Annotated in this window: 26 protein-coding genes, 18 tRNA genes, 1 pseudogene and 2 riboswitches; of the genes and pseudogenes, 6 read left to right on the forward strand and 39 right to left on the reverse strand. The window is 43.0% G+C overall.

Going from position 1 to position 23,274, the window contains the following annotated elements; all coding sequences use genetic code 11:
• Nucleotides 1–32: 32 nt before the first annotated feature.
• Both NYE23_RS18365 and NYE23_RS18370 read left to right on the forward strand, forming a co-directional pair.
• Nucleotides 33–749, forward strand: coding sequence for a response regulator transcription factor (locus NYE23_RS18365; RefSeq protein ID WP_341079840.1), 717 nt, complete (start codon nt 33–35; stop codon nt 747–749).
• Entirely contained in the window at nt 736–2,457 is a 1,722-nt protein-coding gene (locus NYE23_RS18370) for a sensor histidine kinase (protein WP_341079841.1), read from the forward strand. Before NYE23_RS18365 ends, NYE23_RS18370 begins: the two co-directional genes overlap by 14 nt.
• Before the next feature lie 97 nt (nt 2,458–2,554).
• Here NYE23_RS18370 and NYE23_RS18375 read toward each other — a convergent pair whose 3' ends face one another.
• The gene (locus NYE23_RS18375; protein ID WP_341080803.1) at nt 2,555–2,902 is read right to left on the reverse strand and encodes a permease; all 348 of its coding nucleotides are present in this window, start codon (nt 2,900–2,902) and stop codon (nt 2,555–2,557) included.
• Nucleotides 2,903–2,948: 46 nt separating this feature from the next.
• Entirely contained in the window at nt 2,949–3,152 is a 204-nt protein-coding gene (locus NYE23_RS18380; protein ID WP_341079842.1) for a helix-turn-helix transcriptional regulator, read from the reverse strand.
• A gap of 210 nt (nt 3,153–3,362) precedes the next feature.
• Here NYE23_RS18380 and NYE23_RS18385 point away from each other — a divergent pair, with 210 nt between their 5' ends.
• Nucleotides 3,363–3,494, forward strand: coding sequence for a hypothetical protein (locus tag NYE23_RS18385; RefSeq protein ID WP_341079844.1), 132 nt, complete (start codon nt 3,363–3,365; stop codon nt 3,492–3,494).
• A 25-nt stretch (nt 3,495–3,519) separates the two neighbouring features.
• On the opposite strand, the gene NYE23_RS18390 is transcribed toward NYE23_RS18385, so the two are convergent.
• Nucleotides 3,520–3,879: a hypothetical protein gene (locus NYE23_RS18390; protein ID WP_341079846.1), complete on the reverse strand. Its 360-nt coding sequence runs from the start codon at nt 3,877–3,879 to the stop codon at nt 3,520–3,522.
• 142 nt (nt 3,880–4,021) lie between these two features.
• Here NYE23_RS18390 and NYE23_RS18395 point away from each other — a divergent pair, with 142 nt between their 5' ends.
• On the forward strand, nt 4,022–4,399 hold the full coding sequence (locus NYE23_RS18395; protein WP_197214014.1) for a VOC family protein: 378 nt from the start codon (nt 4,022–4,024) through the stop codon (nt 4,397–4,399).
• A gap of 85 nt (nt 4,400–4,484) precedes the next feature.
• Here NYE23_RS18395 and NYE23_RS18400 read toward each other — a convergent pair whose 3' ends face one another.
• The 7 genes from NYE23_RS18400 to NYE23_RS18430 all read right to left on the reverse strand — a co-directional run bounded on the left by NYE23_RS18400 (nt 4,485) and on the right by NYE23_RS18430 (nt 10,945).
• Complete coding sequence (locus NYE23_RS18400; RefSeq protein WP_341079849.1) at nt 4,485–5,504, reverse strand: MoeB/ThiF family adenylyltransferase; 1,020 nt, start codon at nt 5,502–5,504, stop codon at nt 4,485–4,487.
• Nucleotides 5,501–6,268 carry a thiazole synthase gene (locus tag NYE23_RS18405; protein ID WP_341079850.1) on the reverse strand — a complete coding sequence of 256 codons (768 nt, stop codon included), beginning with the start codon at nt 6,266–6,268 and terminating at the stop codon, nt 5,501–5,503. The genes NYE23_RS18400 and NYE23_RS18405 overlap by 4 nt, the downstream gene beginning before the upstream one ends.
• Before the next feature lies 1 nt (nt 6,269).
• Entirely contained in the window at nt 6,270–6,473 is a 204-nt protein-coding gene (gene thiS, locus NYE23_RS18410) for a sulfur carrier protein ThiS (RefSeq protein WP_341079852.1), read from the reverse strand.
• Nucleotides 6,470–7,609 (reverse strand): glycine oxidase ThiO, encoded by a 1,140-nt coding sequence (gene thiO / locus NYE23_RS18415; RefSeq protein WP_341079853.1) that lies wholly within the window; start codon nt 7,607–7,609, stop codon nt 6,470–6,472. The genes thiS and thiO overlap by 4 nt, the downstream gene beginning before the upstream one ends.
• On the reverse strand, nt 7,609–8,217 hold the full coding sequence (gene tenI / locus NYE23_RS18420; RefSeq protein ID WP_341079854.1) for a thiazole tautomerase TenI: 609 nt from the start codon (nt 8,215–8,217) through the stop codon (nt 7,609–7,611). The genes thiO and tenI overlap by 1 nt, the downstream gene beginning before the upstream one ends.
• A gap of 87 nt (nt 8,218–8,304) precedes the next feature.
• Nucleotides 8,305–8,415, reverse strand: a riboswitch (TPP riboswitch).
• A 23-nt stretch (nt 8,416–8,438) separates the two neighbouring features.
• Nucleotides 8,439–10,223 carry a phosphomethylpyrimidine synthase ThiC gene (gene thiC, locus NYE23_RS18425; protein ID WP_341079856.1) on the reverse strand — a complete coding sequence of 595 codons (1,785 nt, stop codon included), beginning with the start codon at nt 10,221–10,223 and terminating at the stop codon, nt 8,439–8,441.
• Between the two features lie 128 nt (nt 10,224–10,351).
• A riboswitch (TPP riboswitch) is annotated at nt 10,352–10,466 on the reverse strand.
• 194 nt (nt 10,467–10,660) lie between these two features.
• Nucleotides 10,661–10,945, reverse strand: a complete 285-nt coding sequence (locus NYE23_RS18430; RefSeq protein ID WP_341079858.1) for a hypothetical protein — start codon at nt 10,943–10,945, stop codon at nt 10,661–10,663.
• A gap of 180 nt (nt 10,946–11,125) precedes the next feature.
• Between NYE23_RS18430 and NYE23_RS18435 the strand changes: the two genes are divergently transcribed.
• Nucleotides 11,126–12,745 (forward strand): bifunctional metallophosphatase/5'-nucleotidase, encoded by a 1,620-nt coding sequence (locus tag NYE23_RS18435; RefSeq protein ID WP_341079861.1) that lies wholly within the window; start codon nt 11,126–11,128, stop codon nt 12,743–12,745.
• A 345-nt stretch (nt 12,746–13,090) separates the two neighbouring features.
• Here NYE23_RS18435 and NYE23_RS18440 read toward each other — a convergent pair whose 3' ends face one another.
• Nucleotides 13,091–13,627: a DUF3267 domain-containing protein gene (locus NYE23_RS18440; protein WP_341079862.1), complete on the reverse strand. Its 537-nt coding sequence runs from the start codon at nt 13,625–13,627 to the stop codon at nt 13,091–13,093.
• A gap of 221 nt (nt 13,628–13,848) precedes the next feature.
• Here NYE23_RS18440 and NYE23_RS18445 point away from each other — a divergent pair, with 221 nt between their 5' ends.
• Nucleotides 13,849–14,280, forward strand: coding sequence for a hypothetical protein (locus NYE23_RS18445; protein ID WP_341079863.1), 432 nt, complete (start codon nt 13,849–13,851; stop codon nt 14,278–14,280).
• A gap of 181 nt (nt 14,281–14,461) precedes the next feature.
• Here the strand turns inward: NYE23_RS18445 and NYE23_RS18450 are convergent.
• The 28 genes and pseudogenes from NYE23_RS18450 to NYE23_RS18585 form a co-directional block, all read right to left on the reverse strand.
• Nucleotides 14,462–14,638: pseudogene (locus NYE23_RS18450) on the reverse strand (IS1595 family transposase); the annotation flags it as partial.
• 52 nt (nt 14,639–14,690) lie between these two features.
• Nucleotides 14,691–14,966: a hypothetical protein gene (locus NYE23_RS18455; RefSeq protein WP_341079865.1), complete on the reverse strand. Its 276-nt coding sequence runs from the start codon at nt 14,964–14,966 to the stop codon at nt 14,691–14,693.
• A gap of 125 nt (nt 14,967–15,091) precedes the next feature.
• Nucleotides 15,092–15,289 carry a hypothetical protein gene (locus NYE23_RS18460; RefSeq protein ID WP_341079866.1) on the reverse strand — a complete coding sequence of 66 codons (198 nt, stop codon included), beginning with the start codon at nt 15,287–15,289 and terminating at the stop codon, nt 15,092–15,094.
• On the reverse strand, nt 15,286–16,155 hold the full coding sequence (locus NYE23_RS18465; protein ID WP_341079868.1) for a cation diffusion facilitator family transporter: 870 nt from the start codon (nt 16,153–16,155) through the stop codon (nt 15,286–15,288). Before NYE23_RS18465 ends, NYE23_RS18460 begins: the two co-directional genes overlap by 4 nt.
• A gap of 230 nt (nt 16,156–16,385) precedes the next feature.
• Nucleotides 16,386–17,174, reverse strand: coding sequence for a DUF2935 domain-containing protein (locus tag NYE23_RS18470; RefSeq protein WP_341079869.1), 789 nt, complete (start codon nt 17,172–17,174; stop codon nt 16,386–16,388).
• A 149-nt stretch (nt 17,175–17,323) separates the two neighbouring features.
• Nucleotides 17,324–17,884: a hypothetical protein gene (locus tag NYE23_RS18475; RefSeq protein ID WP_341079871.1), complete on the reverse strand. Its 561-nt coding sequence runs from the start codon at nt 17,882–17,884 to the stop codon at nt 17,324–17,326.
• Nucleotides 17,881–18,513 carry an SCO family protein gene (locus tag NYE23_RS18480; RefSeq protein WP_341079872.1) on the reverse strand — a complete coding sequence of 211 codons (633 nt, stop codon included), beginning with the start codon at nt 18,511–18,513 and terminating at the stop codon, nt 17,881–17,883. The genes NYE23_RS18475 and NYE23_RS18480 overlap by 4 nt, the downstream gene beginning before the upstream one ends.
• A 60-nt stretch (nt 18,514–18,573) precedes the next feature.
• Nucleotides 18,574–20,268, reverse strand: a complete 1,695-nt coding sequence (locus tag NYE23_RS18485) for a cbb3-type cytochrome c oxidase subunit I (RefSeq protein ID WP_341079874.1) — start codon at nt 20,266–20,268, stop codon at nt 18,574–18,576.
• Between the two features lie 14 nt (nt 20,269–20,282).
• Nucleotides 20,283–20,747: a cytochrome c oxidase subunit II gene (locus tag NYE23_RS18490; RefSeq protein ID WP_061793109.1), complete on the reverse strand. Its 465-nt coding sequence runs from the start codon at nt 20,745–20,747 to the stop codon at nt 20,283–20,285.
• Nucleotides 20,748–20,759: 12 nt separating this feature from the next.
• On the reverse strand, nt 20,760–20,900 hold the full coding sequence (locus NYE23_RS18495; protein ID WP_163139610.1) for a cytochrome c oxidase subunit 2A: 141 nt from the start codon (nt 20,898–20,900) through the stop codon (nt 20,760–20,762).
• Nucleotides 20,901–21,241: 341 nt separating this feature from the next.
• Nucleotides 21,242–21,318, reverse strand: a tRNA-Ile gene (locus NYE23_RS18500).
• A 9-nt stretch (nt 21,319–21,327) separates the two neighbouring features.
• Nucleotides 21,328–21,401 (reverse strand) — tRNA-Gly (locus NYE23_RS18505).
• A 34-nt stretch (nt 21,402–21,435) separates the two neighbouring features.
• A tRNA-Cys gene (locus NYE23_RS18510) sits at nt 21,436–21,509 on the reverse strand.
• 7 nt (nt 21,510–21,516) lie between these two features.
• Nucleotides 21,517–21,591 (reverse strand) — tRNA-Gln (locus tag NYE23_RS18515).
• A 24-nt stretch (nt 21,592–21,615) separates the two neighbouring features.
• Nucleotides 21,616–21,691, reverse strand: a tRNA-His gene (locus tag NYE23_RS18520).
• An 11-nt stretch (nt 21,692–21,702) separates the two neighbouring features.
• A tRNA-Trp gene (locus tag NYE23_RS18525) sits at nt 21,703–21,776 on the reverse strand.
• Nucleotides 21,777–21,783: 7 nt separating this feature from the next.
• Nucleotides 21,784–21,867 (reverse strand) — tRNA-Tyr (locus NYE23_RS18530).
• 22 nt (nt 21,868–21,889) lie between these two features.
• A tRNA-Phe gene (locus tag NYE23_RS18535) sits at nt 21,890–21,965 on the reverse strand.
• Between the two features lie 171 nt (nt 21,966–22,136).
• Nucleotides 22,137–22,213, reverse strand: a tRNA-Asp gene (locus NYE23_RS18540).
• A gap of 3 nt (nt 22,214–22,216) precedes the next feature.
• A tRNA-Met gene (locus NYE23_RS18545) sits at nt 22,217–22,290 on the reverse strand.
• 184 nt (nt 22,291–22,474) lie between these two features.
• A tRNA-Ser gene (locus NYE23_RS18550) sits at nt 22,475–22,567 on the reverse strand.
• Between the two features lie 23 nt (nt 22,568–22,590).
• Nucleotides 22,591–22,667 (reverse strand) — tRNA-Met (locus NYE23_RS18555).
• Nucleotides 22,668–22,685: 18 nt separating this feature from the next.
• Nucleotides 22,686–22,761, reverse strand: a tRNA-Ala gene (locus NYE23_RS18560).
• Between the two features lie 18 nt (nt 22,762–22,779).
• Nucleotides 22,780–22,856, reverse strand: a tRNA-Pro gene (locus NYE23_RS18565).
• Between the two features lie 5 nt (nt 22,857–22,861).
• Nucleotides 22,862–22,938 (reverse strand) — tRNA-Arg (locus tag NYE23_RS18570).
• A 7-nt stretch (nt 22,939–22,945) separates the two neighbouring features.
• Nucleotides 22,946–23,020: transfer RNA gene (locus NYE23_RS18575), tRNA-Gly, on the reverse strand.
• A 6-nt stretch (nt 23,021–23,026) separates the two neighbouring features.
• A tRNA-Leu gene (locus NYE23_RS18580) sits at nt 23,027–23,111 on the reverse strand.
• Between the two features lie 16 nt (nt 23,112–23,127).
• A tRNA-Lys gene (locus NYE23_RS18585) sits at nt 23,128–23,203 on the reverse strand.
• Nucleotides 23,204–23,274: the final 71 nt, after the last annotated feature.

Consider the following 23,274-nt stretch of genomic DNA (forward strand, 5'->3'; position numbering starts at 1 on the left):
AGTGTTGAACGTATTAGATTAGGAGAATAGTGATGCAAAATTCAAAATTACTGCTTGTAGATGATGAGCAAGCCATTCTGCAAATGCTAGCCACGATTTTGCAGCGTGAACAGTTTAAAAATATCGATACCGCCTCTACCGCTGCTGAAGCACTGGAGCTTTGCCGTGCGAAAACCTACGATCTCATCCTATTGGATGTCATGCTGCCGGACCGCAGCGGTTTTGAGATTTGCCCATTAATCAGAGAAACAACGGATGCTCCCATCTTCTTTCTGACTGCACGATCCACCGACCTTGATAAACTTTCAGGATTTGCCCTTGGAGCGGATGATTATATAACGAAGCCATTCAATCCGCTTGAAGTGGCTGCAAGGATCAAAGCACACTTGCGCCGCCATAAAGGCAGCCAGCCTGCCTCCGTGCAGACAAACTTCGATTTTGGCAGAATTAAGATTAATACATTAGCAGGTGAAGTTACTGTTTCAGGAAAGAAGATCGATTTGCCGGCACAAGTCTACCAGCTGCTTCTTTTCCTCAGTAAACATCCCAATCAGCTTTTCAGTAAAAGCCAGTTATATGAGCAAGTGTGGGGAGAAGAAGGCTTCGGAGAGGACAACACAGTCATGGTGCACATTCGAAAGCTGCGGGAGAAGATCGAAATGAATCCGAGTAATCCCAGCCACATCATTACCATAAGGGGACTTGGCTATAAGTTTGTTCCGGAAGGCACCATTCATGAACATCCATAGACGATTCATTTTTCAATTTTTTGGTCAATTAATTACCGTTTTCGTGCTCTTTTTTATCATTCTGATTTCCTTTTGGGCTTTTCTTGGTTTTTCAATGATGGATTTCGAATCCAAACAGGATCTCTCCAATGCTGAAGATTATTTTATATCTGACCATGTTAGCTTTAAAGACGGGAAGGCCTTTTTTAAAGAGGAATTGAAAATTCTCGCTAAGGAACAGAAGGGATGGCTCCTCGCTATCAATAAGAACGGAGAAGTCCTGGGTCATTATAATGTGCTGGGAAATCCGCCTGTAACATTAAAGGAAAGTGAAATTGCTGCCATGATCTATGGAAGAGACAGTGACTTATCCCAATATACATACTGGGAAATTGGCGATGAAGCTCACTTTGTTCTTTTCGGAAGAATTCAGATGGCAGCTAAACTGCTGGAACAGATATCTCCAGCGACTGACTGGAAGCATGAGAAGCTAAACCTTCCTGAAAAGGTACAGAATGAACTTGCAAAGAGAAACGGATGGGTCCAGCTTATCCGCGCAGATGGAAAAGTAGCGGATGATTATGGAGTCCGGAATCAGCAGACCCATTATTCAGTCAAGGAGCTATTGGCAAAACAAGATATGGAAGGAAGTTCCACAGCCTTACACTTTGACCCAGACACAGAACAGGCAATCCTGGTGGGAGTTCCTGCTGATGAAAAGAACTCCACCTTGGAAAAAAGCTTACTTGAGTCTCTAAACAAGAGTCTCATAATCATTTTCATCATAGCTTTCCTCTTGCTTCTGGGTGGAACACTCTGGTATGCACGTAAGTTCGGTGTGCCGCTGCTGACCTTAATGAAATGGATTCAAAATCTGGGGAGCGGTGTTTATCAGGAGCCTGGCGATGTTCATGGCAGGCCGGCAACACGCACCAAAAATGGAAAATTGAAAAGAAAATTCCGCCTGTATAAAGAACTGATTGCAACTTTAGCCCAGCTGACTGAAACGCTTAAGGAAACCGAGAAGCAACGACGTGTTATGGCCCAAACCAGAGAAGAATGGATCAGCGGCCTATCCCATGATTTAAAAACACCGCTATCCTCTATCTCGGGATATGCTCAAATGCTTGCATCCACTGACTATTCCTGGTCTGAAAAGGAAACAAGGGCATTCGCCGGCATTATGTCTGAAAAGTCGGCTTACATGATGGACCTCCTGGAGGACTTAACTTTAACTTACCGTCTCAAGAACAATGCTCTGCCAATTGCCAAAGTGCGGACCGACTTAAACGAATTCATTCGCCGAATTATTATTCATTACATTAATGATCCAGTCTATCAGGACAGAACATTCCATTTCATCCCTCATCCTGAATCCATTACGGCTTCCATAGATCCCAAATGGTTTCAGCGGATCTTGGACAATATCATTGCCAATGCTATTAAATATAACCCGCCAGGCACAGCCATATCCGTTAGCCTCTCTTCCATAGAAGAACATCTGATTGTCATTAATATTAAGGATGATGGCATCGGCATGGACAGCGCCACACTCGGAAAGCTCTTCAGCCGCTACTATAGAGGAACCCATACAGGGGAAACCGGAAGCGGGTCAGGACTGGGCATGGCCATCACTAAACAGCTTGTCCACCTCCATGGAGGTACCATCAATGTTCAAAGCAAGCCGCAAAACGGCACTCTCATCCGGATTATGCTGCCAGTCCATTAACACAGCAAAAGAGTGCAATGTGCACTCTTTCGCTGTATATTGCAATTCAATCAAACGTTTGATTGATATTTTGGGGTTCATTGACTGCCTTCTTTTATCAATAAATCTTCGAATAAATAACAAATGATAAAAACACGGTACAAATCAGTAAAGTGGATAAAATATTGATGGCTTCACTTGCCGTTAATAAGATTAGATCCAGCTTCAGCCCCATGTTAAATACAATTAAATACATCATCATGGCAAAAAAAGAGGCAAACATCCCTTTTTCCCTGATCAGCTTCATCCGCTCATCTTTCTGTTTAAATTGAGGATACAGATAGCTTAAGCAAAAACACATTACCGCCATTCCAATCAGGATATAAGACTCAGACGGCGGGGCAGAATCAGCCATAACCCCTGCATATACGATAAAACCGCTCATCGCCAAAAAGAATACTCCCAAAACAAAAAATGCAATCCAATATTGATCCTTCAATCCAGCTCCCCCTTTACTCTTTCTTTCCTTCATAAATAAATAGTTCTTCAATTGTGGTATTAAACGTCTTTGCTAATTCAAAGGCAAGCGGGAGGGAAGGGTAATACTTCCCCTTCTCTATGGATATAACCGTCTGCCTGGAGACTCCCAGTATAGCCGCCAGTCTATCCTGTGAATAGCCCTGCCTTTTCCGAAACTCGACTAGATTATTTTTCAATTCGTCCACCTCATCACCTACAGATTAGTGTAAAGTTTCCTTTACGTCAAGCAAACTTTACATTATTAACAAAAAAATGCAGCACGCCAGTGAAGCTTCTCTCTGTTTTAATTATTTTATTCCTCTGAGATTCCGAATAACTTAAGGCATAGCCTCATAAAAAAAATGCAAACTAAACACAATGCTAATGACTAAAAGGGGGTGAAAATCGTGGCAAAGAATAAGAAAAGCAAATCAGATCATAAGAATAATGCACTTCCAAAAGATACAGAATTTGCGGGTGACAGAGAAAACGGCCTTGAAAGAATCGCTTTAAAAGCCCAAAGAGACAACACCAAGTAAGCCATATGGGACAGTTAAACTGTCCCTATTTATCCCTGTCGTTTCGTCCGAAATGCATGTGATATACTTTTCGTGCTTTAGTTTCTGTTTCTACATTGCTTATAAACCGTTCTTTAACCTCCTCCAGCAGCAGCCGCTCCAGCTTTTCAAGCCTTTTTGGCCCGAATCCGGTCATTTTTCCGGTAAGCTGCACCTTGTACTGACCACTTCCCTTATACTTTCGAATGGTTCCATAGCCCCTCCTTTTTGTTTTTCCTACTGTAAAATCAAATTCATATTTCTGCTCAATAAAGGAAGAAACTTCAGGAAGACCCAGGTTCTCATATAACGGGGGAAATTGATGATGGACAGGAGGATCGGTGAACTTTATGGAGTCAATGTTCATATTTCTCTCCTCTCAATGTTTACAGTAATTATCTCCAATCTGAAGTAAATTAAAGCGAACTATCCCTTAGTTGAAATTGTTTTTACAGCTTTAGACTGATAAAATCGCTAATATAAGATATGAATTAAAGGAGACCTTTTTCATGATCAATAAAATTGGAAAAATCACAGTATACGTTGAGGATCAGGAACAGGCAAAAGATTTTTGGCTAAATAAGATGGGGTTTGTGCTAAAATTCGAACAGCCTATGGGACCAAATGCATCCTGGATTGAAGTGGGTCCAAGCGATGATGAGTTCACGACTCTGGTTCTTTATTCAAAGGCAGCAATGGAACAGCAAAATCCATCTGCTGTTGCCCACCCTTCCATCCTTTTCAGCACCACTGATATTGAAGCTGCCTATGAACAAATGAAACAAAATGGCATAGAAGTTGAAGATATGTTAAAGATGCCTTTTGGAACTATGTTTACGTTTAAAGACCAGGATGGGAATAACTACTTATTAAGAGAAGATAAGTAATTAAAAAAGGCCTGCCCTTCAAATGAAGAATGGACAGGTCTTTTTTTATTTAGCCTTCAAATGCTTAGCGGACAGACAAAACTCATTATCCAAGGAAACGATGATACAGGTTCTTTGCCTGTAGAATGTCTCTTACACCATGCACCAGCACTCTTCCATCCTTAAATACAACTACTCTGGCGTCATTGATCGAAAATGAGAGCAAATAAGGATTGCTCTCTACATTGATTCCTTGAGAGACCAGGGATTTTTCGAGATAGGCAACATCCATATCCTGAAGAGCTGAAGGCCTGATTTGTACGGTATCCCTCCCGCAAAGCAACGCTGTCTTTGTCTGATTTCTGTAGTCCAGGAAGGGATAAATTGGTTTAGTCCCGCACGATAAGCACTGCGGATTTCTTAAGGAAGAAACATTCACAGAACTAAATTGATTTTTCCATACATCAAAAGAAACAAGTGTCGCGCGTAAGGATTCCAAGTCTTCTGTCAATATCTTTAATGCCTCAGCAGACTGTTGAGCCGCAACCATTTGAATAGCAGGCTGAATTACACCAGCTGTATCGCAGGTTGCTCCTCCCAATGGCAATTTGTCCATCAGGCAATTCAGGCACGGTGTCACCCCGGGCAAGATGGTATAGCTTAAACCATAGCTCCCCACACAGCCTCCATATATCCAGGGAATCCGGTGCTTTTGAGAAATATCATTGATCAGAAAGCGAATGTCAAAATTATCCGTTGAATCGATGATTAAATCAACATCCTCAATCAGCTCTTCCATTTCCTGTACACCTACATCCATAATACGTGCGAAAATTTGCACCTCTGAATTGATGGCTTTTAGGCGTTTAGCCGCTGCTATTGCTTTTGGCACCTTTCGTACAGCATCTTCTTCACAATAAAGCTGCTGACGCTGCAGGTTGCTCCACTCTACATAATCCCGATCGGCAATGGTTAATTTGCCGACGCCTGCCCTTGTGAGAGTTTCTGCATTTGCAGCCCCTAATGCACCAGCCCCTATAATCAAAGCGTGTTTTCCCCTCAGCTTTTTCTGTCCTTCTTTGCCAATCGGAGGAAATAACATCTGGCGGGAGTATCGTTCATTCAACTAAAAACCATTCCTTCCACCGGGCTGCTTGCTGATGCATAACGTTTTTTTGGCATCCGGCCTGCTTCATAGCCCAGCCTTCCTGCTTCAATGGCGAGTTTCATTGCTTTTGCCATTTTAACAGGATCAACAGCAGAGGAGACAGCCGTATTTAATAACACTCCATCTGCTCCCAGCTCCATTGCCAATGCCGCATCTGCCGGGCTCCCAATTCCAGCATCCACAATAATCGGCACAGTAGCCTGCTCTGTAATAAATTGAAGATTAATAGGATTAATGATTCCCTGTCCTGAACCAATTGGCGAAGCACATGGCATAACCGCATGGCAGCCTAGCTCTTCAAGTTTCCGAGCAAGCACGACATCATCAGAAGTATAGGGCAGAACAATAAATCCCTCGTCTAATAGGATTTCCGCTGCTTTTATCGTTTCTATTGGATCAGGAAGAAGTGTTTTGCTGCATCCAATAACCTCCACCTTAACCATGTCGCAGAGCCCGGAAGCTTTGGATAGCCTTGCTATTCGGACAGCCTCCTCCGCTGTACTCGCCCCTGCCGTATTAGGAAGTAATTTATATTTCTTTAAATCCAGCTTTTCCAAAAAGTTGGGCTGGTTCGCTTCAAAAATGTTCATACGGCGTACAGCAAAAGTAAGCACCTCTGTTTCCGATGCTTCTACAGCTTCTCTTTGCACATCAAAGTTTGGATATTTTCCTGTTCCTAGCAGCAGCCGTGAGTTAAATTCATAGGGTCCAATTTTCAACAAATCATCCGCCTCCCACAAAGTGTACTATTTCGATTCGATCCCCATCTGTCAGTAGGGTTTCAGCATGCGTGGATTTATCCAAAATATGCTGGTTTAGTTCGACAATGACTACCTTCTGTTCCAAATTAAAGTGCTCGAGCAGAAGTGAAACAGAATTAACTGTTTCCGGCAGCACCATAGCATCACCATTAATGACAACATTCATAAAAACACCCCTTTTGACGAATGGACTAAACATTCAAGCCGGGACAGCTTAAACGGGTTATGCTGCTCCGTTTTGCCTTCGAGGATGTCTGCCATCAGCTCTCCTGTTGCCGGGGCAAGAAGGATCCCATTCCGAAAGTGGCCCGCAGCAATATATAGCCCTCTATAAGCAGGATGTTCTCCTAAAAAAGGCTGTCCATCAGCCGATTGCGGTCGAATCCCTGTCCAGGCACGCTCCCATTCAGCCTTAACTATATCCGGAACCAGTTCTTTCGCCTTTTCCATCAGCGAGGATATTCCCTCAAGGGTCACCTTCTCATCAAATGAATTTACCTTAACCGTCGCTCCAACTACCAGCCTCCCAGATTGCTTTGGAACGATATAGCATCCATGTGAAAAAATCGTCCCCTGTACAAGCGGTTTTTCAAGCTTGACCGAGAAGCACTCGCCTTTAACCGGAATAATGGGCAGCGCAAGGTCCGTTCTTTCAAGAATCTCCCTGCTCCAGGCCCCGGAAGCAACAATAACTGAATCTGCCAGAAATTCCCCCTGGCTGGTTCTGACCCCATAAACCTTTTCGTCTTTTAAAATAAAATCTGTTACATGTGTATACTCATAAACTTCTGCGCCGAGGGCTATTGAAGCTTTTGCAAAGGCAAGGGACAATTCATATGCCTGCACCTGTCCGTCATTCGGTATATACATGGCACCCCTCAATTTGTTTGATACGAACGGTTCACGTTTGATCAGGTCATCAATCGAAAACCATTCGGCCTGCTCATCCGCTTTTTGCTGGCTTTCTATCAATCTTTTTAATACCTGCTCCTCTTCTTTATTAGACGCCACTTTATATACACCCTTATTTTGATAGCCAATATGCACTTGTGCTAAGTCTTCCAGTTCAGGAATCAGGCTCCGGTACATGGAGCGGCTTTTGCATGCCAGCTGGAATAGCGGGCCGTCTTCTGTCAGTTCCGTTTGGGCTCCTAAAATTCCAGCTGCTGCTCCAGAAGCCTTGCCGGCTATTTTCCCCTTATCCAAAACAGCTGCTCTATACCCTCTTTTAGCCAGTTGAAAAGCAATGGAGCTTCCGTTAATGCCGCCTCCAACTATCACAGCGTCAAACATTTTCCTCATTATTTCCCCTCCTCATTTAATTTTTTTGAAAAGAGCTTCGCTGCCTCCACAGGATCCTTTGCCTGCAAAATCCCTGACATTACAGCAATGCCATCTGCTCCTGCCTCCAAAACCTCAGGGACTTTCTCTGGTTTAATGCCTCCAATCGCCAATACCGGAATATCTACTGCCTTTTTAAGAGCCTCCAGTGACCCGGTACCTCTTGGCGGGACTCCCTTCTTGGAATCGGTTTCAAATATGTGCCCAAACAGGATATAATCAGCACCCTGTTTTGCAGCCTTTTCAGCTGCCTCAAGAGAATGTACGGAACAGCCCACTTTTAAATCCGGAAAATGCATTTTTACCATATGAACCGGCAGACTGTGGAAAGCAAGATGCACACCCGCGTTAAACGCCCAGGCAACATCCACCCGATCATTAATAACAATTTTATGAATGGGGATTCCCTCATTACGAAGCAGCTTAACTCCTTCATATAGCTCCCTAGAGGTTCGATGTTTTTCCCTCAAGTGGAACTTGTCTGCAAAAGGTTCCACTTCACCTGCTATTTCAGCAAAAGCCTCTAGAGAAAGCTCTCCATCTGATATAACATGCAACTGTTTTCTCATCGCGACTGCTCCCATGCTATTTTTAGATTTTCTGCAAATAAAAAACCACCTTCTAAATAGAAAGCGGCGGTATGGGGCCCAGAATTCAGGCCCGATCCTCCACTTCCCTACGCTGGTATTCAAGCCAGATCAGGTTCTAAGGGTCTTAAAGCTCTTGCCTTAATCTCAGCCTGCAAACAGGCACCCCCAGCAGATATAAATGCTATTAAGCTACTATTCATTTACTGATAGATGGTTCCTCCGGACTTTTTAAATTCCTCAGCTTTTTCTTCCATGCCTTTCTGTATCGCTTCATCCGTGTCAAACTTATTCTCTATTGCATATTTCCGGATATCCTGAGAAATTCTCATACTGCAAAATTTTGGGCCGCACATGGAACAAAAATGAGCTGTTTTTGCACCTTCAGCCGGCAGTGTTTCATCATGGAATTCCAAAGCGCGCTCAGGATCCAATGAGAGATTGAATTGATCTATCCAGCGGAATTCAAAACGGGCTTTTGACAGGGCATCATCCCTTTTTTGCGCTCCTGGATGTCCCTTTGCCAGATCTGCAGCATGCGCGGCAATTTTATACGTGATGACACCCTCGCGCACATCGTCTCTATTTGGCAAACCCAAATGTTCTTTAGGGGTAACATAGCAAAGCATTGCCGTCCCATACCAGCCTATCATGGCAGCCCCGATTGCAGAGGTAATATGGTCATATCCCGGAGCTATATCAGTCGTAAGGGGTCCGAGTGTATAGAATGGTGCTTCTTTACAGATTTCCAATTGTTTATCCATATTCTCCTTGATTAAATGCATTGGAACATGTCCAGGACCCTCGACCATTACCTGTACATCATGTTCCCAAGCAATTTTCGTCAGCTCCCCAAGTGTTTCAAGCTCCGCAAATTGAGCCCCATCATTTGCATCTGCAATCGATCCCGGCCGAAGTCCATCCCCCAGGGAAAAGGCCACATCATAAGCTTTCATGATTTCGCAGATTTCTTCAAAGTGTGTATATAAAAAGTTCTCTTTATGATGATGCAGGCACCATTGGGCCATAATGGATCCGCCCCTCGACACAATTCCGGTCAGCCTTTTGGCAGTAAGCGGTACATAACGCAAAAGGACACCTGCATGGATTGTAAAATAATCAACACCCTGCTCTGCCTGTTCGATTAAGGTATCCCTATATATTTCCCACGTGAGGTCCTCAGCAATGCCATTCACCTTTTCAAGTGCCTGGTAAATGGGAACAGTCCCGACCGGAACAGCGGAGTTCCTGATAATCCATTCGCGTGTAGTATGAATATTTTTACCGGTAGACAGATCCATAATTGTATCTGCCCCCCATCGGGTAGCCCAGGTCATTTTCTCTACCTCTTCTTCAATAGAGGATGAAACAGCCGAGTTTCCAATGTTCGCATTAATCTTCACGTGAAAATTTCTTCCGATAATCATTGGCTCTGTCTCAGGATGATTGATGTTGGAAGGAATAATCGCCCGTCCTCTTGCTACTTCAGACCGCACAAATTCCGGTTCCATATTTTCCCGAATGGCTATAAACTCCATCTCAGGGGTAATGATTCCCTTTTTTGCATAGTGAAGCTGGGTGACATTCTTCCCTCTTATCGCTCTCAATGGCTTGCGGGATAAGCCAGGAAAGACTTTATGATTAGCACGCGGATCATGTTCATCGCGGAACCCGTTATCCTCGGGCTTAATTTCCCGCCCATCATACTCTTCAACATCCCCGCGTTCCTGAATCCACCGGCTTTTCACAGCGGGAAGCCCTGTTTTTAGATCTGCCGTGTATTGAGGATCCGTATAAGGCCCGCTCGTATCATATAAGCGAACCGGCTCATTGATTTCTTCTCCAAAAGTACCGGTGGTGGGACTTAATTCTATCTCCCGCATTGGAACCTTGATATCCGGTCTGGATCCTCCCACATAGATTTTTTTGCTGCCAGTAAAGCTCGACATAATAGAAATACTTTCCTGATTTAATGAACTTGCAGTCATTGATCATCTCTCCCTTATTAAAAAATATAAGGACGAGACCTGGAACCGAGGTAGTGCAAGATATGTAAAAAAGCCGGTCCACATAATGATGGACCGGCTTAACCGCAGATGTCTTTGCACAAAGAAACCTTTGCACATTCTAACTTCCCCACGCTGGTATAATCCAGATCAGGTCCAAAGAGTCAAGAAACTTTAGTGCGTTTCTTTCTCAGCCCAAGCTATTGGGCACCCCTAGTTATTGCTATTTAATTCTATTTTAGTATACATAATTCTGAAAACAAATAAAAGGTATTTTTATAATCCCGCAAGATCACTTGTATTCCTGTAGCTGAATGCTTCACGCCCTTTAAGATTAGACTTTCCAATCCTGAAAAAAAGCACACAAAACGCCTGCCATTAGCAGACGTTTTCCACAAACTTTAGATGTGTATCATCAATTAGTTCTCTTCAGAACCACCATCGTTCATATCAATATCATTTTCATCCATGTTCTCTTCATCCTGAGGGGATTCTTCATTCATGCCGGGTTCTTCCATATCAGACTCCTCTGATGTGCCGGGATCCTGCATTTCACTATCTTCATTATTGTTTTCTTCCATTTGATTGTCTTCCAATTCTACATCTTCCGTTTCCGGCGGCGGCTCCTGTTCATCTGTTCCGCACCCTGCCAACAATAATCCTGCACCCAATGGGACTGAAAGTAATAGCTTCTTATATTTCACTGTTGTCATCTCCTTTGGCAGTATTATGTTTCTTAATATGAGCTTACCCTTTATCAAATTGGATAAACACGTGCAGTTTAGCAGGATTTTTTCATTTTCTTGCCGCCATAATGCCCCCTTACGATTAAATCCCCAATATCTGCAAATACTATCCCTGCCGCAAATACTGGAGGTTGATTGATGAAAGTACTTATCTCCCTTATATTATTTAGCTTCCTGGGAATGCCTCTGGGAAAAAAAGATCAATGGGATAGGCAAGGCCTCTCTGAAGATTATCATGGCCATATTGAAGATCGCTCAGAAGGGCCATACAAGAAAGTCCAGTTGCTGGGAATCAATGATTTCCATGGCCAGCTGAATGTGACCCGGCAGATTAACGGCAGACCAGCAGGACGTGCGGATTATCTCGCTGCCTATTTGCGCCAGCGTGCCGCAGAAAATGAAAATACCATCCTGCTTCATACTGGAGACATGATAGGAGCCAGTCCTCCTGTATCTGCCCTCCTGCAGGATGAACCGACCATTGAATTTTTGAATAAAATGGGGTTTGATATTGGCACCATCGGTAACCATGAATTCGACAGGGGCCTGGATGAACTGCTTCGCTTACTAAATGGCGGAAGCCCTTCAGCTGCAAAGAGTTACCCCGGCTCCCGCTTTCCATGGATTGCAGCCAATGTTATCAGTCAGAATTCTGGCAAGCCCATCCTTCCTCCCTATAAGATTTTAAATGTCAGCGGGGTCCCAATAGGGTTTATCGGTGTGATCATGAAACAAACACCAAGCTTTTCCTCACCAAATAGTGTGAAGGGCCTTACCTTCACTGATGAAGCGGAAGCAATCAATACGTATACACGGGAACTTAAAAAGCAAGGAGTAAGAGCCATTGTGGTACTGGCCCATGTTCCCGGCAAATCAAAACCAAATGGAGAACTAGCCACGGGCCAGCTAATAGAATTGGCCCATCAAGCAGATGACGAAGTTGATATTATGTTCGGAGGCCACAGTCATGCTTATCTGAACAGTGTGGTGGATGGGAAGCTCCTCGTCCAGGCCTATTCATATGGCACTGCCTTTTCTGATGTGGATATTGAAATAGATCCCGGGACCAAGGATATTGTCCGCAAGCACGCGGAAATTGTGAATGTTTTTCAAGAGAATATCCAGCCCGCCAGAGACATAGCCAGAATGATCAATCAATATGAAAGAAAAGTAGAACCTGCTGTGAACAGATATATTGGCACTGCTGCCAGTCCCATCACAGCTGCACGAAACAGAAGCGGTGAATCCGCCCTGGGCAATCTTATTGCCGATTCCAAGCGGGCTGCGATGAACACAGATTTTGCTTTCATCAATCCAGGAGGCATCCGGGCAGACATTGACGCAGGCCGTGTTACATGGGGTAACTTATATGTCGTCCTTCCATTCAGCAATCAATTGGTTAAAATGAACCTGACAGGAAGCCAAATCCGTGAAATTCTCAATCAGCAATGGCAGACTGATACTGCCAGAATCCTTCAGATCTCGGGCTTCACTTACAGCTGGGATGACAGACATCCTGCCGGCAATAAAATAAAGGAAATCTATTTGCCCAACGGAACAATGATTGATCCGGATAAAATCTATTCAGTCACTGTAAATACCTATCTCGCAGATGGCGGAGACAATTTTACTGTATTCAAAAATGGCATAAATAGAGTGACGGGACCAAAGGATATAGATGCATTGGAGAAATATATACAGCAACTCCCGCAGCCGTTTAGTTCTGCTATTGAGGGACGCATAAAGAGAATAGATTAAAAAGGACAGCTCCGGTGACTGTCCTTTTTTCTTGTCAATTTGATACTAATAGCAGGTTCTGACTCATATCTTTCCAGTAGAATAAAAAGAAAAGGATATGATAATGAAAAAATATATTTTATTCCTCATGATGTTCGGCGTCTTCTTTCCATTTTTCCATAAGACAGCCATAGTTTATGAAAACTGGAGATTGTGCACCACTGCTTCTAAATTAATCGGGATCCGGCTTTATGGACTGGATTCCACGAGAAACCTCCTTATATCAGCACTGGCAGCCCTCGCTGCTTTCTTTTTCACCCAGCTATTTATTAGATGGGAGAGCAAATATAAAAGCTAGTTTACTCGCTATTCATAAACCGTAAATTGTGGTTTAGACGGATGATCAATGACATGGGCATCATTTGGAAACTTTAAGAGCTTTTTATACAAAACAAGATCTCCAAAACATCCAACAGTTAATATCGCCCCTAGTATCGATAATCCAGGCATATTCAATACAATTCCAAGAACAAGAGGCAATAAGCCAGTCGGAATGAATGGCAGCATTAAAACCTTTTTCATCTGCTGAACCGTCACAGGCTGTTTGGCATGAGCATAAGCCACACCCATTTTTAAGTTGACTCCCCAGGACATTTCCTTCCAGGGAACACCGCCAATATAGCGAAAACCTGCCAAATGGATAGCTTCGTGCAAAACAACAATAATGACCATACCAGCAAAAAACATTAGCATACCTGTGAGGTCAAAAGACATTTCCCCACCGCCATAAATCGCAGCATGTAAAAAGAGGACCCCAATTATAAGCGCCATTGTTGCCAAGAATAAATAAATCTGCAGCTTCATCATTGAAATAGAAACAACTGTTGCTTTTTTATTTTCCAATTTTTTCACCTCATCAGAATTGGTCAATACCCATACCTACGGATCAAGCAACAGCGAAGTTTCAGATTTTTCCATGTCGTCATTCATTTCTCCTTCTTTTGCATCACTCTCTTTTTTTCATAATTTACAGTTTCTGCCCAAATGGACCTAAAGTAGCTGAAAACACTGTTACCGTCACTGCTCGCCTTGTATAATCAAGGCAAGTAAGCTGTGAAAGGACTGTGATAGGAAACGTGCTGTATATCTGGGATATTGAAAAAATCATTTTACATACATTAAACGAACAACGCCTCAATATAAATTATGAGTTCAGCAATACACTCGCTTCAGCCATGAGCTACAACGTCTCAACGAATACAATCAAGTTTAACTACCTGAAGGTGAACGGCTACATAGCCAAAATCAATTTTAAAATAAAAGAGACAGATGAGAACCTGGTAAAATTAATGCTTTACCATGAAATCGGCTATTATCTGGATTTCAAGAAAAACAAACATGACATCAGAACGCTTATGTACGGAGATGATGACGAGAAAGAACAGCTTATGGCTGAAATAGAAAAAAACTCCTGGGATTACGGAAGAAAGATAGTACCTGAACATCTGGTCAATGCTTATGATCATTTTAGGGAATTGGCTAAAATGTTCAGCTAAAAAAGATTGGGACACGAATATTCTTGATTTTATTAATAATAATGGGAACCTCTAATTCACTAGGTTCCCTAAAACTTTATACTTCTCTTTACGCTTCTCAATAGCAATATCAAATAAATTACAATTCCAGTTGCGACCATATTTAGAGAAGAGTTTGAAATCCAGCCTTTTTTAATTACCATTTAAATCGATTTAACCAGACCTTCAAGACTGTTATATCTATTCACATTTTGGATATGATAAGTCTCTCTACACTTTCCTTACCATCTGATTTATTTCTATAATGCTCATGTCCTTTTTCTTTTGCATTAGTCATAAATGCCCGCAAAGCACCGGTACAAAGAACATTGGAAGGAGTAGTTTAGAGACAAAAGATTTCTCACAAAAAAGAACAGCTTCCGCTGTCCTTTCTATACGCTTCCTGATGCTGATCCGATGGCAACCAGTATCCAAAAGCCGAACTTGTATATAAATGTTCCAATTCCCAATATAAGTCCCGTCCAGCACATCCCTTTGCTCTGTCCCTTTTTCAGCCCCACTGCACCAAATACAATGGCGAGGATCCAGGCTGGAAGAAGAAACCATCCAATAAAAGGTATCAAGCCTAATACAATTCCGCATATGCCAAGAACCAGTGAAGCTACGGCCATTCCATTGCTCTCCACCTTTACCTGCTGCATTTCCATCGCATTCACCCCTTCTTTCTATGGATACGCGTGATTCAGTAATAAAAGAACCGTATTAGTTTTAAACAGAGTTAATTTCTGGATATTTTCATTTGACAAGGGTACAATTATAGAGAAAAATGGATCTATTTGATAGGATGATAATCCGCTATCTTTTCAGGAAGAAAAGCCCGAACCTTCTTCTTATTTGCAAATCGTTTTAAAATTGCAGGAGCTACTTCTGCAGCGTAGTTTGAAGACCTGTTGTGTTTGCAGGATTTATCCCATATAGGATAAACTCCCTCAGGGTCAGATCCCTCATCATGAGACGCATTTCTTTTCAATTTGGTTCCACATGGACATGAACATCATAAACACCATAATCCTGCATCATCACTTTTTCCACATGTGTCGCAATATCATGGGCTTCCTTAATATCAAGTGTGGAATTAACCAAAATGACCACATCGATCACTTCATTATTGCCGTAGCTTCTTCCTTTAATATCTTTTATGCCTTTAACCCCATTTACTTTTTTGATGACATCCTGATATTCTTTAATCTTTTTTTCATCAAATCCATCTGAAAGCTCATGGGAAGCTTGTACAAAAATATCCCAACCCGTTTTGCATATTAAAAGCCCGACAACAATGGCTGTTAACGGATCAAGCCATGGCATGTTCAGCTGTGATCCAAATATCCCGATGGCTGTGCCTATACTCACCCAGGCGTCTGAAATATTGTCCTTTGCTGCTGCCATTACGGCCTTGCTGTTAATTTTAATGGCTAATTTTTTGTTGTAGCGGTACACAAAGTACATTGCCGCTCCTGAAAAAACACCGGTATATGCCGCAAATATATCAGGAGATTCATTAACACCTTCAAATATGGAAGAAACAGCATTCAGCAGAACTTGAATGCCCACAGCAGCCATAATAAAGGAAGCTACCATAGAAGCAATGGTTTCACTCTTCCAATGGCCATACCCATGATTTTTATCAGGCGGACGCTGGGATATCCTAAGTCCAATCAGCACTGCTATTGAAGCAATAATATCAGTTGTATTATTCAATCCATCCGCTTTCAGAGCAGCAGAATCACTCATATATCCGATTGCTAACTTTAATATTGAAAGACATATATAAGCTGCAATACTAATATACGCAGCCCGTTCACCTAATTTAAGGTTTCGATACTTTTCTTCTTCCATGCCCTAGCCTCCTACATTACCCTTGCTTATATTACCAAGCGGGATTCGGGTGGGTCTAGAGCAAACTTTTTGTCTGTTATTAAATAAATAAGCAAAGTGCAATTAAGTTGTACTAATGAAAATTTAAGCCAGCCCGGTAATAGGCTGGCTTAATTCGAATCATTTTATATAATGAAGGAGAAGACAGCATTCGAACCGCTTGTGAGTAATAGCCCTTCATCCATGCAAATCTACGCCCTTTTGAGACTCGCCTCAAACAAATCGATAATTTCCAAAAATCTCTCTGCTTCTCTAAATGTATGATCAGCCAGAAGAGGATGAATATTGCTTTTGATCCGGCATGCCTCTATTAATTCTCTGGCAGTTTTCTTAAAATCCCTTAATGAAGCAACTGATACTTTATTCTGGTTTAAGAATTGGCTCAGAATCGGTTTCGTTTCTGATTGAGGCTGCATAGAATCCAGGTCCACAGCCTGAAATACCAATTGATCGAAATCATGGCTGAACTCTTTGGCCTGTTCAACCAGCTTTCTTTCAGAAGGGTCTAATAGATGGCCGATAAATTTAGCATGATCAGCCATGATTTTTAGGAAAAATACATTCTCCTCTATAATGGCTTCCGGCTTTGGAGCGAGTACCCCAGAGTTAAGTTCCTTTAATCGATTAGCAAAATAAGCAGCTTCTCTGCTGATATGGTCAATCAACAAAGGGTAATTATTCGAACGGATTTCGCATCTCAATGTCAAACCCAATACTTTTCTCTTATAGCTCCAGATAGCGGCAGCTGCCTGATAAACCTCGTTATTAAAAGCTTGCACTTGGCCAAGTTCGGAGTTTACATTAAACCTTGCCAGCTTATCCTCAATTCGTTCAAATAAAGCAATAAACTGTTGAGCTTCGGCAATTAACTGTTTCTGTTCATATGTAAAACCCAAACTTAAAAATAAGGCATGTTCTTTCATGATCCTGGACCAAAATTTAATTTCATCCAGTGATCTAGCGACAATTGGATCCGCCATGTCTTCCCCTCCCTAATTACTCACTCCTTCTTATATATATTTATGATTTTCTGAGTTATTCCATGTTAATTCGCACATTAATCAAGACAATACAAGCAGATAAACAGCTGAAAATTTAAAAACTGCTCCCAAGAGGAAGCAGCATTCTATTACTCATATTTTGAAAAATCCATAAAATAGCTATAAATCAAGTAAACAACCATTGCAAACGCGGTTGAGATGAAACCCCAGCCGAGCGTAATCTGCTCGATAACCAAATAGTTATTGCAAAGCTGTACAGGGGACCAGATATATAGCCATCCCAGAGCTAAAAATAGAATAGTAAAGAAAATAATGAGAGCATGCTTCCAAAATGAACTTAGTTTTGGCCAGCTATCCCGCAATGGCACCCCGGCCAAAAATGGCAGTGAGATAAATTTAAAGACCTCTACGCTTGTAAGCGTCAAAGCTTCATCCATCGTCCTTGGCAGAGACCAATACACCATAATGATTGAAAACAGCAATAGTCCCGGCACTCCGTTTTCATTCCATTTTGAGAAAAACTCCGGAAAGCGATTCTGAAAGAACTTAGCCATGAATAATCCAGAGACGACCAGCAGGGGCATTTGCATATGCATATGGGTAATCATTATTGACTCCAGCAAATTAGCTGCAGGCGGGAGCATCAATGCAAGGAGTAGAAGCAATCCGTAAACTGGTGACTTCATCATTCTTCCCTCCCGCTGCTCAAAATCTCAATTACCCGATCAGCCGCTTCTTCTATCAAGGTGTAGTCCATGACTTCGATTAATTGTCCTTCAGGGTTCACCAGATAAAAAGCCGAGTTATGGGCAAAGTTGCCGTATTCATCCGGTATGACAATGACTCCAAACCGGTCCAGCAAAGAATCAAGCTCCTTCTGTTCCGGAATCCTCGCCATTCTCCACGTTTCTCCGTCACTGCCGAAAGCCTTACGGTAAGTATCCAAAGTTTCGGGATCATCCCTCTCCGGATCGAAACTGATGCTAAGAAATTGAATGTCATGGCCAATATACTCTTCCGGAATCCGTTTATATACTTCAGACATATTAACCTCCAGCTCAGGGCAAACAGTACCGCATGAAGTATATAAAAAAGTAATAAAAACATACTTCCCTTCAAATTCCGAAAAAGAGTAGGTCCTTCCATTATTATCTTCAAGCGTTACATCCGGGAACTGAGGCTTCTCATCCATTAACTGATTAACCCTGGCTGTTTCAGCAGTAAAAGCCTGAAACCCATCTGTGCCAATGTAAAAAAGGACTACGCCAAACATCAGTACAAGCAAGCTTGATATAGCCGTTCTATTTTTTGGAAACATGATTCATCACTTCCTTTTAAAAGAAAGAGACAGCCCAGCAGCCGAGCTATCTCTCATACCTTACCAGGTTTTAAATGGAGGTGAACCTGGGGGCGCATTGACAATGAAATCGACCAATGGAATGACATATGCCATGCCGACAAGGACAATCATACAAACAACCCACAATCCCCAGCGTTCTGTCCATCTAGGTGTTGGCGCTTCATCTTCTTCCACTTCTGCAATAGGGAACTCTGTGTTTCCCTTTGGTGCAAAGAACATGAGATAGAAAACTGCGTATACCTGCATAAGGACACCAATCATCAGAAGCGTGCCGCCGATTGCCAGGAAGAACAGATAAGGATCCCAGCTTAAAGCAGTTGCATTATCAAAATATGTTGAATAGGAAGTTCTTCTCGGAGATCCAAGCAGCCCTACCCAGTGCATCGCACCAGACATGATGATCATACCGAGCGTCCATATGATCGTTTGAATAACCCCAAGTTTATTGATCTGCGGTGTCAGAACTCTTTTAGATACATAAGGAATGAGCCAATAACTAAGGCCAAAGAACGTCATAACTACTGACATGCCAAGTGTTAAGTGGAAATGGCCAACGACCCACATCGTGTTATGGACTACCTGATTTAATTGGTTTGTAGTTTGAGCAATGCCGCCTGCCCCTGCAGGGATAAAAGCAGCCATTGCGATAAATGGTGCAAGGAATCTGACGTCTCCCCAAGGAAGCTTCTTATACCAGCCAACAATGCCTTTTCCGCCTTTCCTTCTCGCTGTGCGTTCAAAGACTGCAAACATTGCATAAGCAGTCATTAATGAAGGGAAGCCAATGGCCAAACTCATAAACACGTGCATGTATTTCACAGGTTCAGAAATACCCGGGTCAATAATTTGATGGTGGAATCCCCCGGTAATATTCATAATTACTAGTGCAATAACCACAATCCTTGTTAAGAGGTCATTCCATCTTCGGCCGCCAATAACTTTCGGCACAATGACATACCAGGCAGATACAGCTGTTAAATACCAGATGTTAACCAGTGTATGTCCGAACGCCCAGAACAGCGTGCGTGCAACCATAACATTTATCGTCTCCACCCATCCAAAAGCCCAAGGAATTATAGTGAAAACCTCAATGGCTACAGGTATGCTTCCGAAGAATAAGAGAACAAATACGCCTGTTGCAAAGAAAGATAAAATCGGGATATGCTGGCCAGGATTTCTCTTTCTCCAGCTTGCCACATTGATAAAAGCACCAAAGGCGCACATCCATACACCCAATACGATAAATACTAAGCCGATATAGAAAATGGGTGAAGCGGCCATTGGCGGATAGAAAGTATACATAACAGATGCTTCATTCATTAAAATCGGGATCACCGCTAGGACAAATCCGAAAATCTTCATCCAGAAACCAATCCATGCCATCTTTCTGACCTTAGGAAGCAGGCCGCCCAGTGTGTGGGATAACCCAGCATAGAAGTATCCAATTGTGAAGAACGCCGACAGTACGACTACCAGCAGAAGACCATGAGCTGTGAGAACCTGATAATAATTCAGCCATGCCGGCAATTCGAGCATTCCAGCCCGGTTCAGGCCTTGCAGCAGTCCAAGTATTCCGCCCAGAAGGATGGCTAAGAAAGCAACAGATAAATATGATTTCGTTAATTTTGCATCCTCGAGGCTAATCCCCATAACTTTATTTGCTTTATCCTTAAAAACTTGTGTTTTTCCTGATTGCTTAATAACTGTTTCCACTGTCTATCCCCCCTTTATTTCACTGTAATGGTTGTGCTCATCATTTGATGACCCGCACCGCAGTACTCATTGCAAAGAACTAAATATTCACCTGGCTTATCGAACTTCTGGGTGATTTTTTGTACATAACCAGGCACAACCATAGCATTTAAGTTAGTTTCCGCAACCTGGAACCCGTGAACGACATCTTTTGACGTCAATGTAAAATGAACTGTTGATCCTGCAGGCACTTCTATCTCACTAGGAGTAAAACTGAACACTTGAAGAGTCATAACTACTTCATACTCATTCTCGCCAATTTTCTTAATTCCTGGCTTATCAAACGGTGCTGTTTCATCCACTTTCTGAGGATCAATTCGCTCTCCATAGCTTGGCGGCCCCATTTCAAAGGCGAATGCTTGGTAGCCCGCGATTAACATGAATCCAATAATCATTCCAAAGCTTAAAATAAGCCATACCTTTTCAGAACGATGCATCATTGTTTATCCCCCCTATATTCTGGCCATGTACAGGCCGTACAAGATTAAATAAGTAACAAAGATCCCAAGCCCTACAACTGTAACTGAAAAGAACGTACCCTTTAGAGAGTTATGTTCTTTTGAACTGCTCTGGTCCACTTTTCGTGTTTCCACCTTCCATCAGCTCCTTTACTTTGTTACCTATATCATAGTTGAGAAGGGTTTTCATAAAAGTGAAATGAATCACACTTTCTTCATATTTCCTCAAAGGCAAAAGGGTTGCAATTTTAGCTAAAACACTGTAATATCAAGGGTTTCTTCCACCTAATGGTGCTCTTGCAAGAATAACGGTTCACAAAGTATTCACAAAGTATCAACTTAGCTCCCCGCTTCCATATTCGGTATCTGCATTTACAGTAAAATAGCCTGTTCCTCTTGGAGACAGCCGTTAAAAAAGTTTCTAAATACAAAAAAACTAATCCCTATTGGAATTAGTTTGATAATGGTATGTATAATGGTGGGCCTAAATGGACTCGAACCATCGACCTCACGCTTATCAGGCGTGCGCTCTAACCAGCTGAGCTATAGGCCCATATGTTGTTGGAGCGGGTGAAGGGAATCGAACCCTCATCATCAGCTTGGAAGGCTGAGGTTTTACCACTAAACTACACCCGCATTTAAATTAATTTATAACATACTGTCTTTTGTTTGGAGGCAACACCCGGATTTGAACCGGGGATGGAGGTTTTGCAGACCTCTGCCTTACCACTTGGCTATGCTGCCTTAAAAATGGCTGGGCTAGCAGGATTCGAACCTGCGAGTGACGGAGTCAAAGTCCGGTGCCTTACCGCTTGGCTATAGCCCAATAATTAATGCAGAAAAAGAATAATGGGGCGATTGATGGGAATCGAACCCACGAGTGTCGGAGCCACAATCCGATGCGTTAACCACTTCGCCACAACCGCCACTATCCTACTGGCAGGGGTAGTAGGAATCGAACCCACATCAAAGGTTTTGGAGACCTTCGTTTTACCATTAAACTATACCCCTATATAAATGGTGGAGGGGGGCAGATTCGAACTGCCGAACCCGAAGGAGCGGATTTACAGTCCGCCGCGTTTAGCCACTTCGCTACCCCTCCAAGTCTGTAAAGACTAAGAAAATGGTGGCTCAGGACGGAATCGAACCGCCGACACAAGGATTTTCAGTCCTTTGCTCTACCGACTGAGCTACTGAGCCATATAAATTTATTAATCCTAAAGTTTGATACATGTGCTTCAAAGTCCTGCGTTCTTTGTCGCAGATTTTAAAAGCATACTATTCGATGATGTAAAAGCTTCGCAGCTGCATTCTTTTAAAATCCTCTACCGACTGAGCTACTGAGCCATATATTATTAAGATTATAAATAATGGCGGTCCGGACGGGACTCGAACCCGCGACCTCCTGCGTGACAGGCAGGCATTCTAACCAACTGAACTACCGGACCAGATTGCGGGGGCAGGATTTGAACCTGCGACCTTCGGGTTATGAGCCCGACGAGCTACCGGACTGCTCCACCCCGCGATAATATTATTTATGTGATTTTTCTATGCTCACATCAAGCATTACATCGCAGTTTAATCAATGAAGTACCGCCCCGATTTCAGAAAGATTATTCAAGCAGCAGCTCAATCGGTGCGCTGAAGTAATTCCCTCGCAGATTATTCGGTCGTGCTCCACCCCGCGATAATATTATTAAAATAAGATATGGAGGAGGAAAGGGGATTCGAACCCCTGCGCGGTTTGACCCGCCTGTCGGTTTTCAAGACCGATCCCTTCAGCCGGACTTGGGTATTCCTCCGATGTTGTAAAAAATAATCATATTGGTAGCGGCGGAGGGGATCGAACCCCCGACCTCACGGGTATGAACCGTACGCTCTAGCCAGCTGAGCTACACCGCCGAAATGATTATATATTCATGGTGGAGCCTAGCGGGATCGAACCGCTGACCTCCTGCGTGCAAAGCAGGCGCTCTCCCAGCTGAGCTAAGGCCCCAAGTAAAAGAAGTGTCGCTGGTCGGGAAGACAGGATTCGAACCTGCGACCCCTTGGTCCCAAACCAAGTGCTCTACCAAGCTGAGCTACTCCCCGTAATATGGCGCGCCCGAGAGGAGTCGAACCCCTAACCTTTTGATCCGTAGTCAAACGCTCTATCCAATTGAGCTACGGGCGCAAAATAATGGAGCGGAAGACGGGATTCGAACCCGCGACCCCCACCTTGGCAAGGTGATGTTCTACCACTGAACTACTTCCGCTTAAAATGGTGCGGGTGAAGGGAGTCGAACCCCCACGCCTTGCGGCGCCAGATCCTAAGTCTGGTGCGTCTGCCAATTCCGCCACACCCGCAATATGAAATTAAAAATGGTGAGCCATGAAGGACTCGAACCTTCGACCCTCTGATTAAAAGTCAGATGCTCTACCGACTGAGCTAATGGCTCGTATTAATATTCTGCTGCCTAAAGCCTGAAAGTGCTAGGTCAGATGTTCCAAAGCCCTGCGTGCTTTGTCA

The organism is Cytobacillus sp. FSL H8-0458 (genome assembly GCF_038002165.1).
Lineage (GTDB): Bacteria > Bacillota > Bacilli > Bacillales > Cytobacillaceae > Cytobacillus.

Coding starts and splice junctions, on each gene's coding strand:
- NYE23_RS18365 (WP_341079840.1), top strand. CDS start 33: ATGCAAAATTCAAAATTACTGCTTGTAGATGATGAGCAAGCCATTCTG.
- NYE23_RS18370 (WP_341079841.1), top strand. CDS start 736: ATGAACATCCATAGACGATTCATTTTTCAATTTTTTGGTCAATTAATT.
- NYE23_RS18390 (WP_341079846.1), bottom strand. CDS start 3,879: ATGAACATTGACTCCATAAAGTTCACCGATCCTCCTGTCCATCATCAA.
- NYE23_RS18395 (WP_197214014.1), top strand. CDS start 4,022: ATGATCAATAAAATTGGAAAAATCACAGTATACGTTGAGGATCAGGAA.
- thiS (WP_341079852.1), bottom strand. CDS start 6,473: ATGAATGTTGTCATTAATGGTGATGCTATGGTGCTGCCGGAAACAGTT.
- thiO (WP_341079853.1), bottom strand. CDS start 7,609: ATGAGGAAAATGTTTGACGCTGTGATAGTTGGAGGCGGCATTAACGGA.
- tenI (WP_341079854.1), bottom strand. CDS start 8,217: ATGAGAAAACAGTTGCATGTTATATCAGATGGAGAGCTTTCTCTAGAG.
- thiC (WP_341079856.1), bottom strand. CDS start 10,223: ATGACTGCAAGTTCATTAAATCAGGAAAGTATTTCTATTATGTCGAGC.
- NYE23_RS18435 (WP_341079861.1), top strand. CDS start 11,126: ATGAAAGTACTTATCTCCCTTATATTATTTAGCTTCCTGGGAATGCCT.
- NYE23_RS18455 (WP_341079865.1), bottom strand. CDS start 14,966: ATGGAAATGCAGCAGGTAAAGGTGGAGAGCAATGGAATGGCCGTAGCT.
- NYE23_RS18465 (WP_341079868.1), bottom strand. CDS start 16,155: ATGGAAGAAGAAAAGTATCGAAACCTTAAATTAGGTGAACGGGCTGCG.
- NYE23_RS18470 (WP_341079869.1), bottom strand. CDS start 17,174: ATGGCGGATCCAATTGTCGCTAGATCACTGGATGAAATTAAATTTTGG.
- NYE23_RS18475 (WP_341079871.1), bottom strand. CDS start 17,884: ATGATGAAGTCACCAGTTTACGGATTGCTTCTACTCCTTGCATTGATG.
- NYE23_RS18480 (WP_341079872.1), bottom strand. CDS start 18,513: ATGTTTCCAAAAAATAGAACGGCTATATCAAGCTTGCTTGTACTGATG.
- NYE23_RS18490 (WP_061793109.1), bottom strand. CDS start 20,747: ATGATGCATCGTTCTGAAAAGGTATGGCTTATTTTAAGCTTTGGAATG.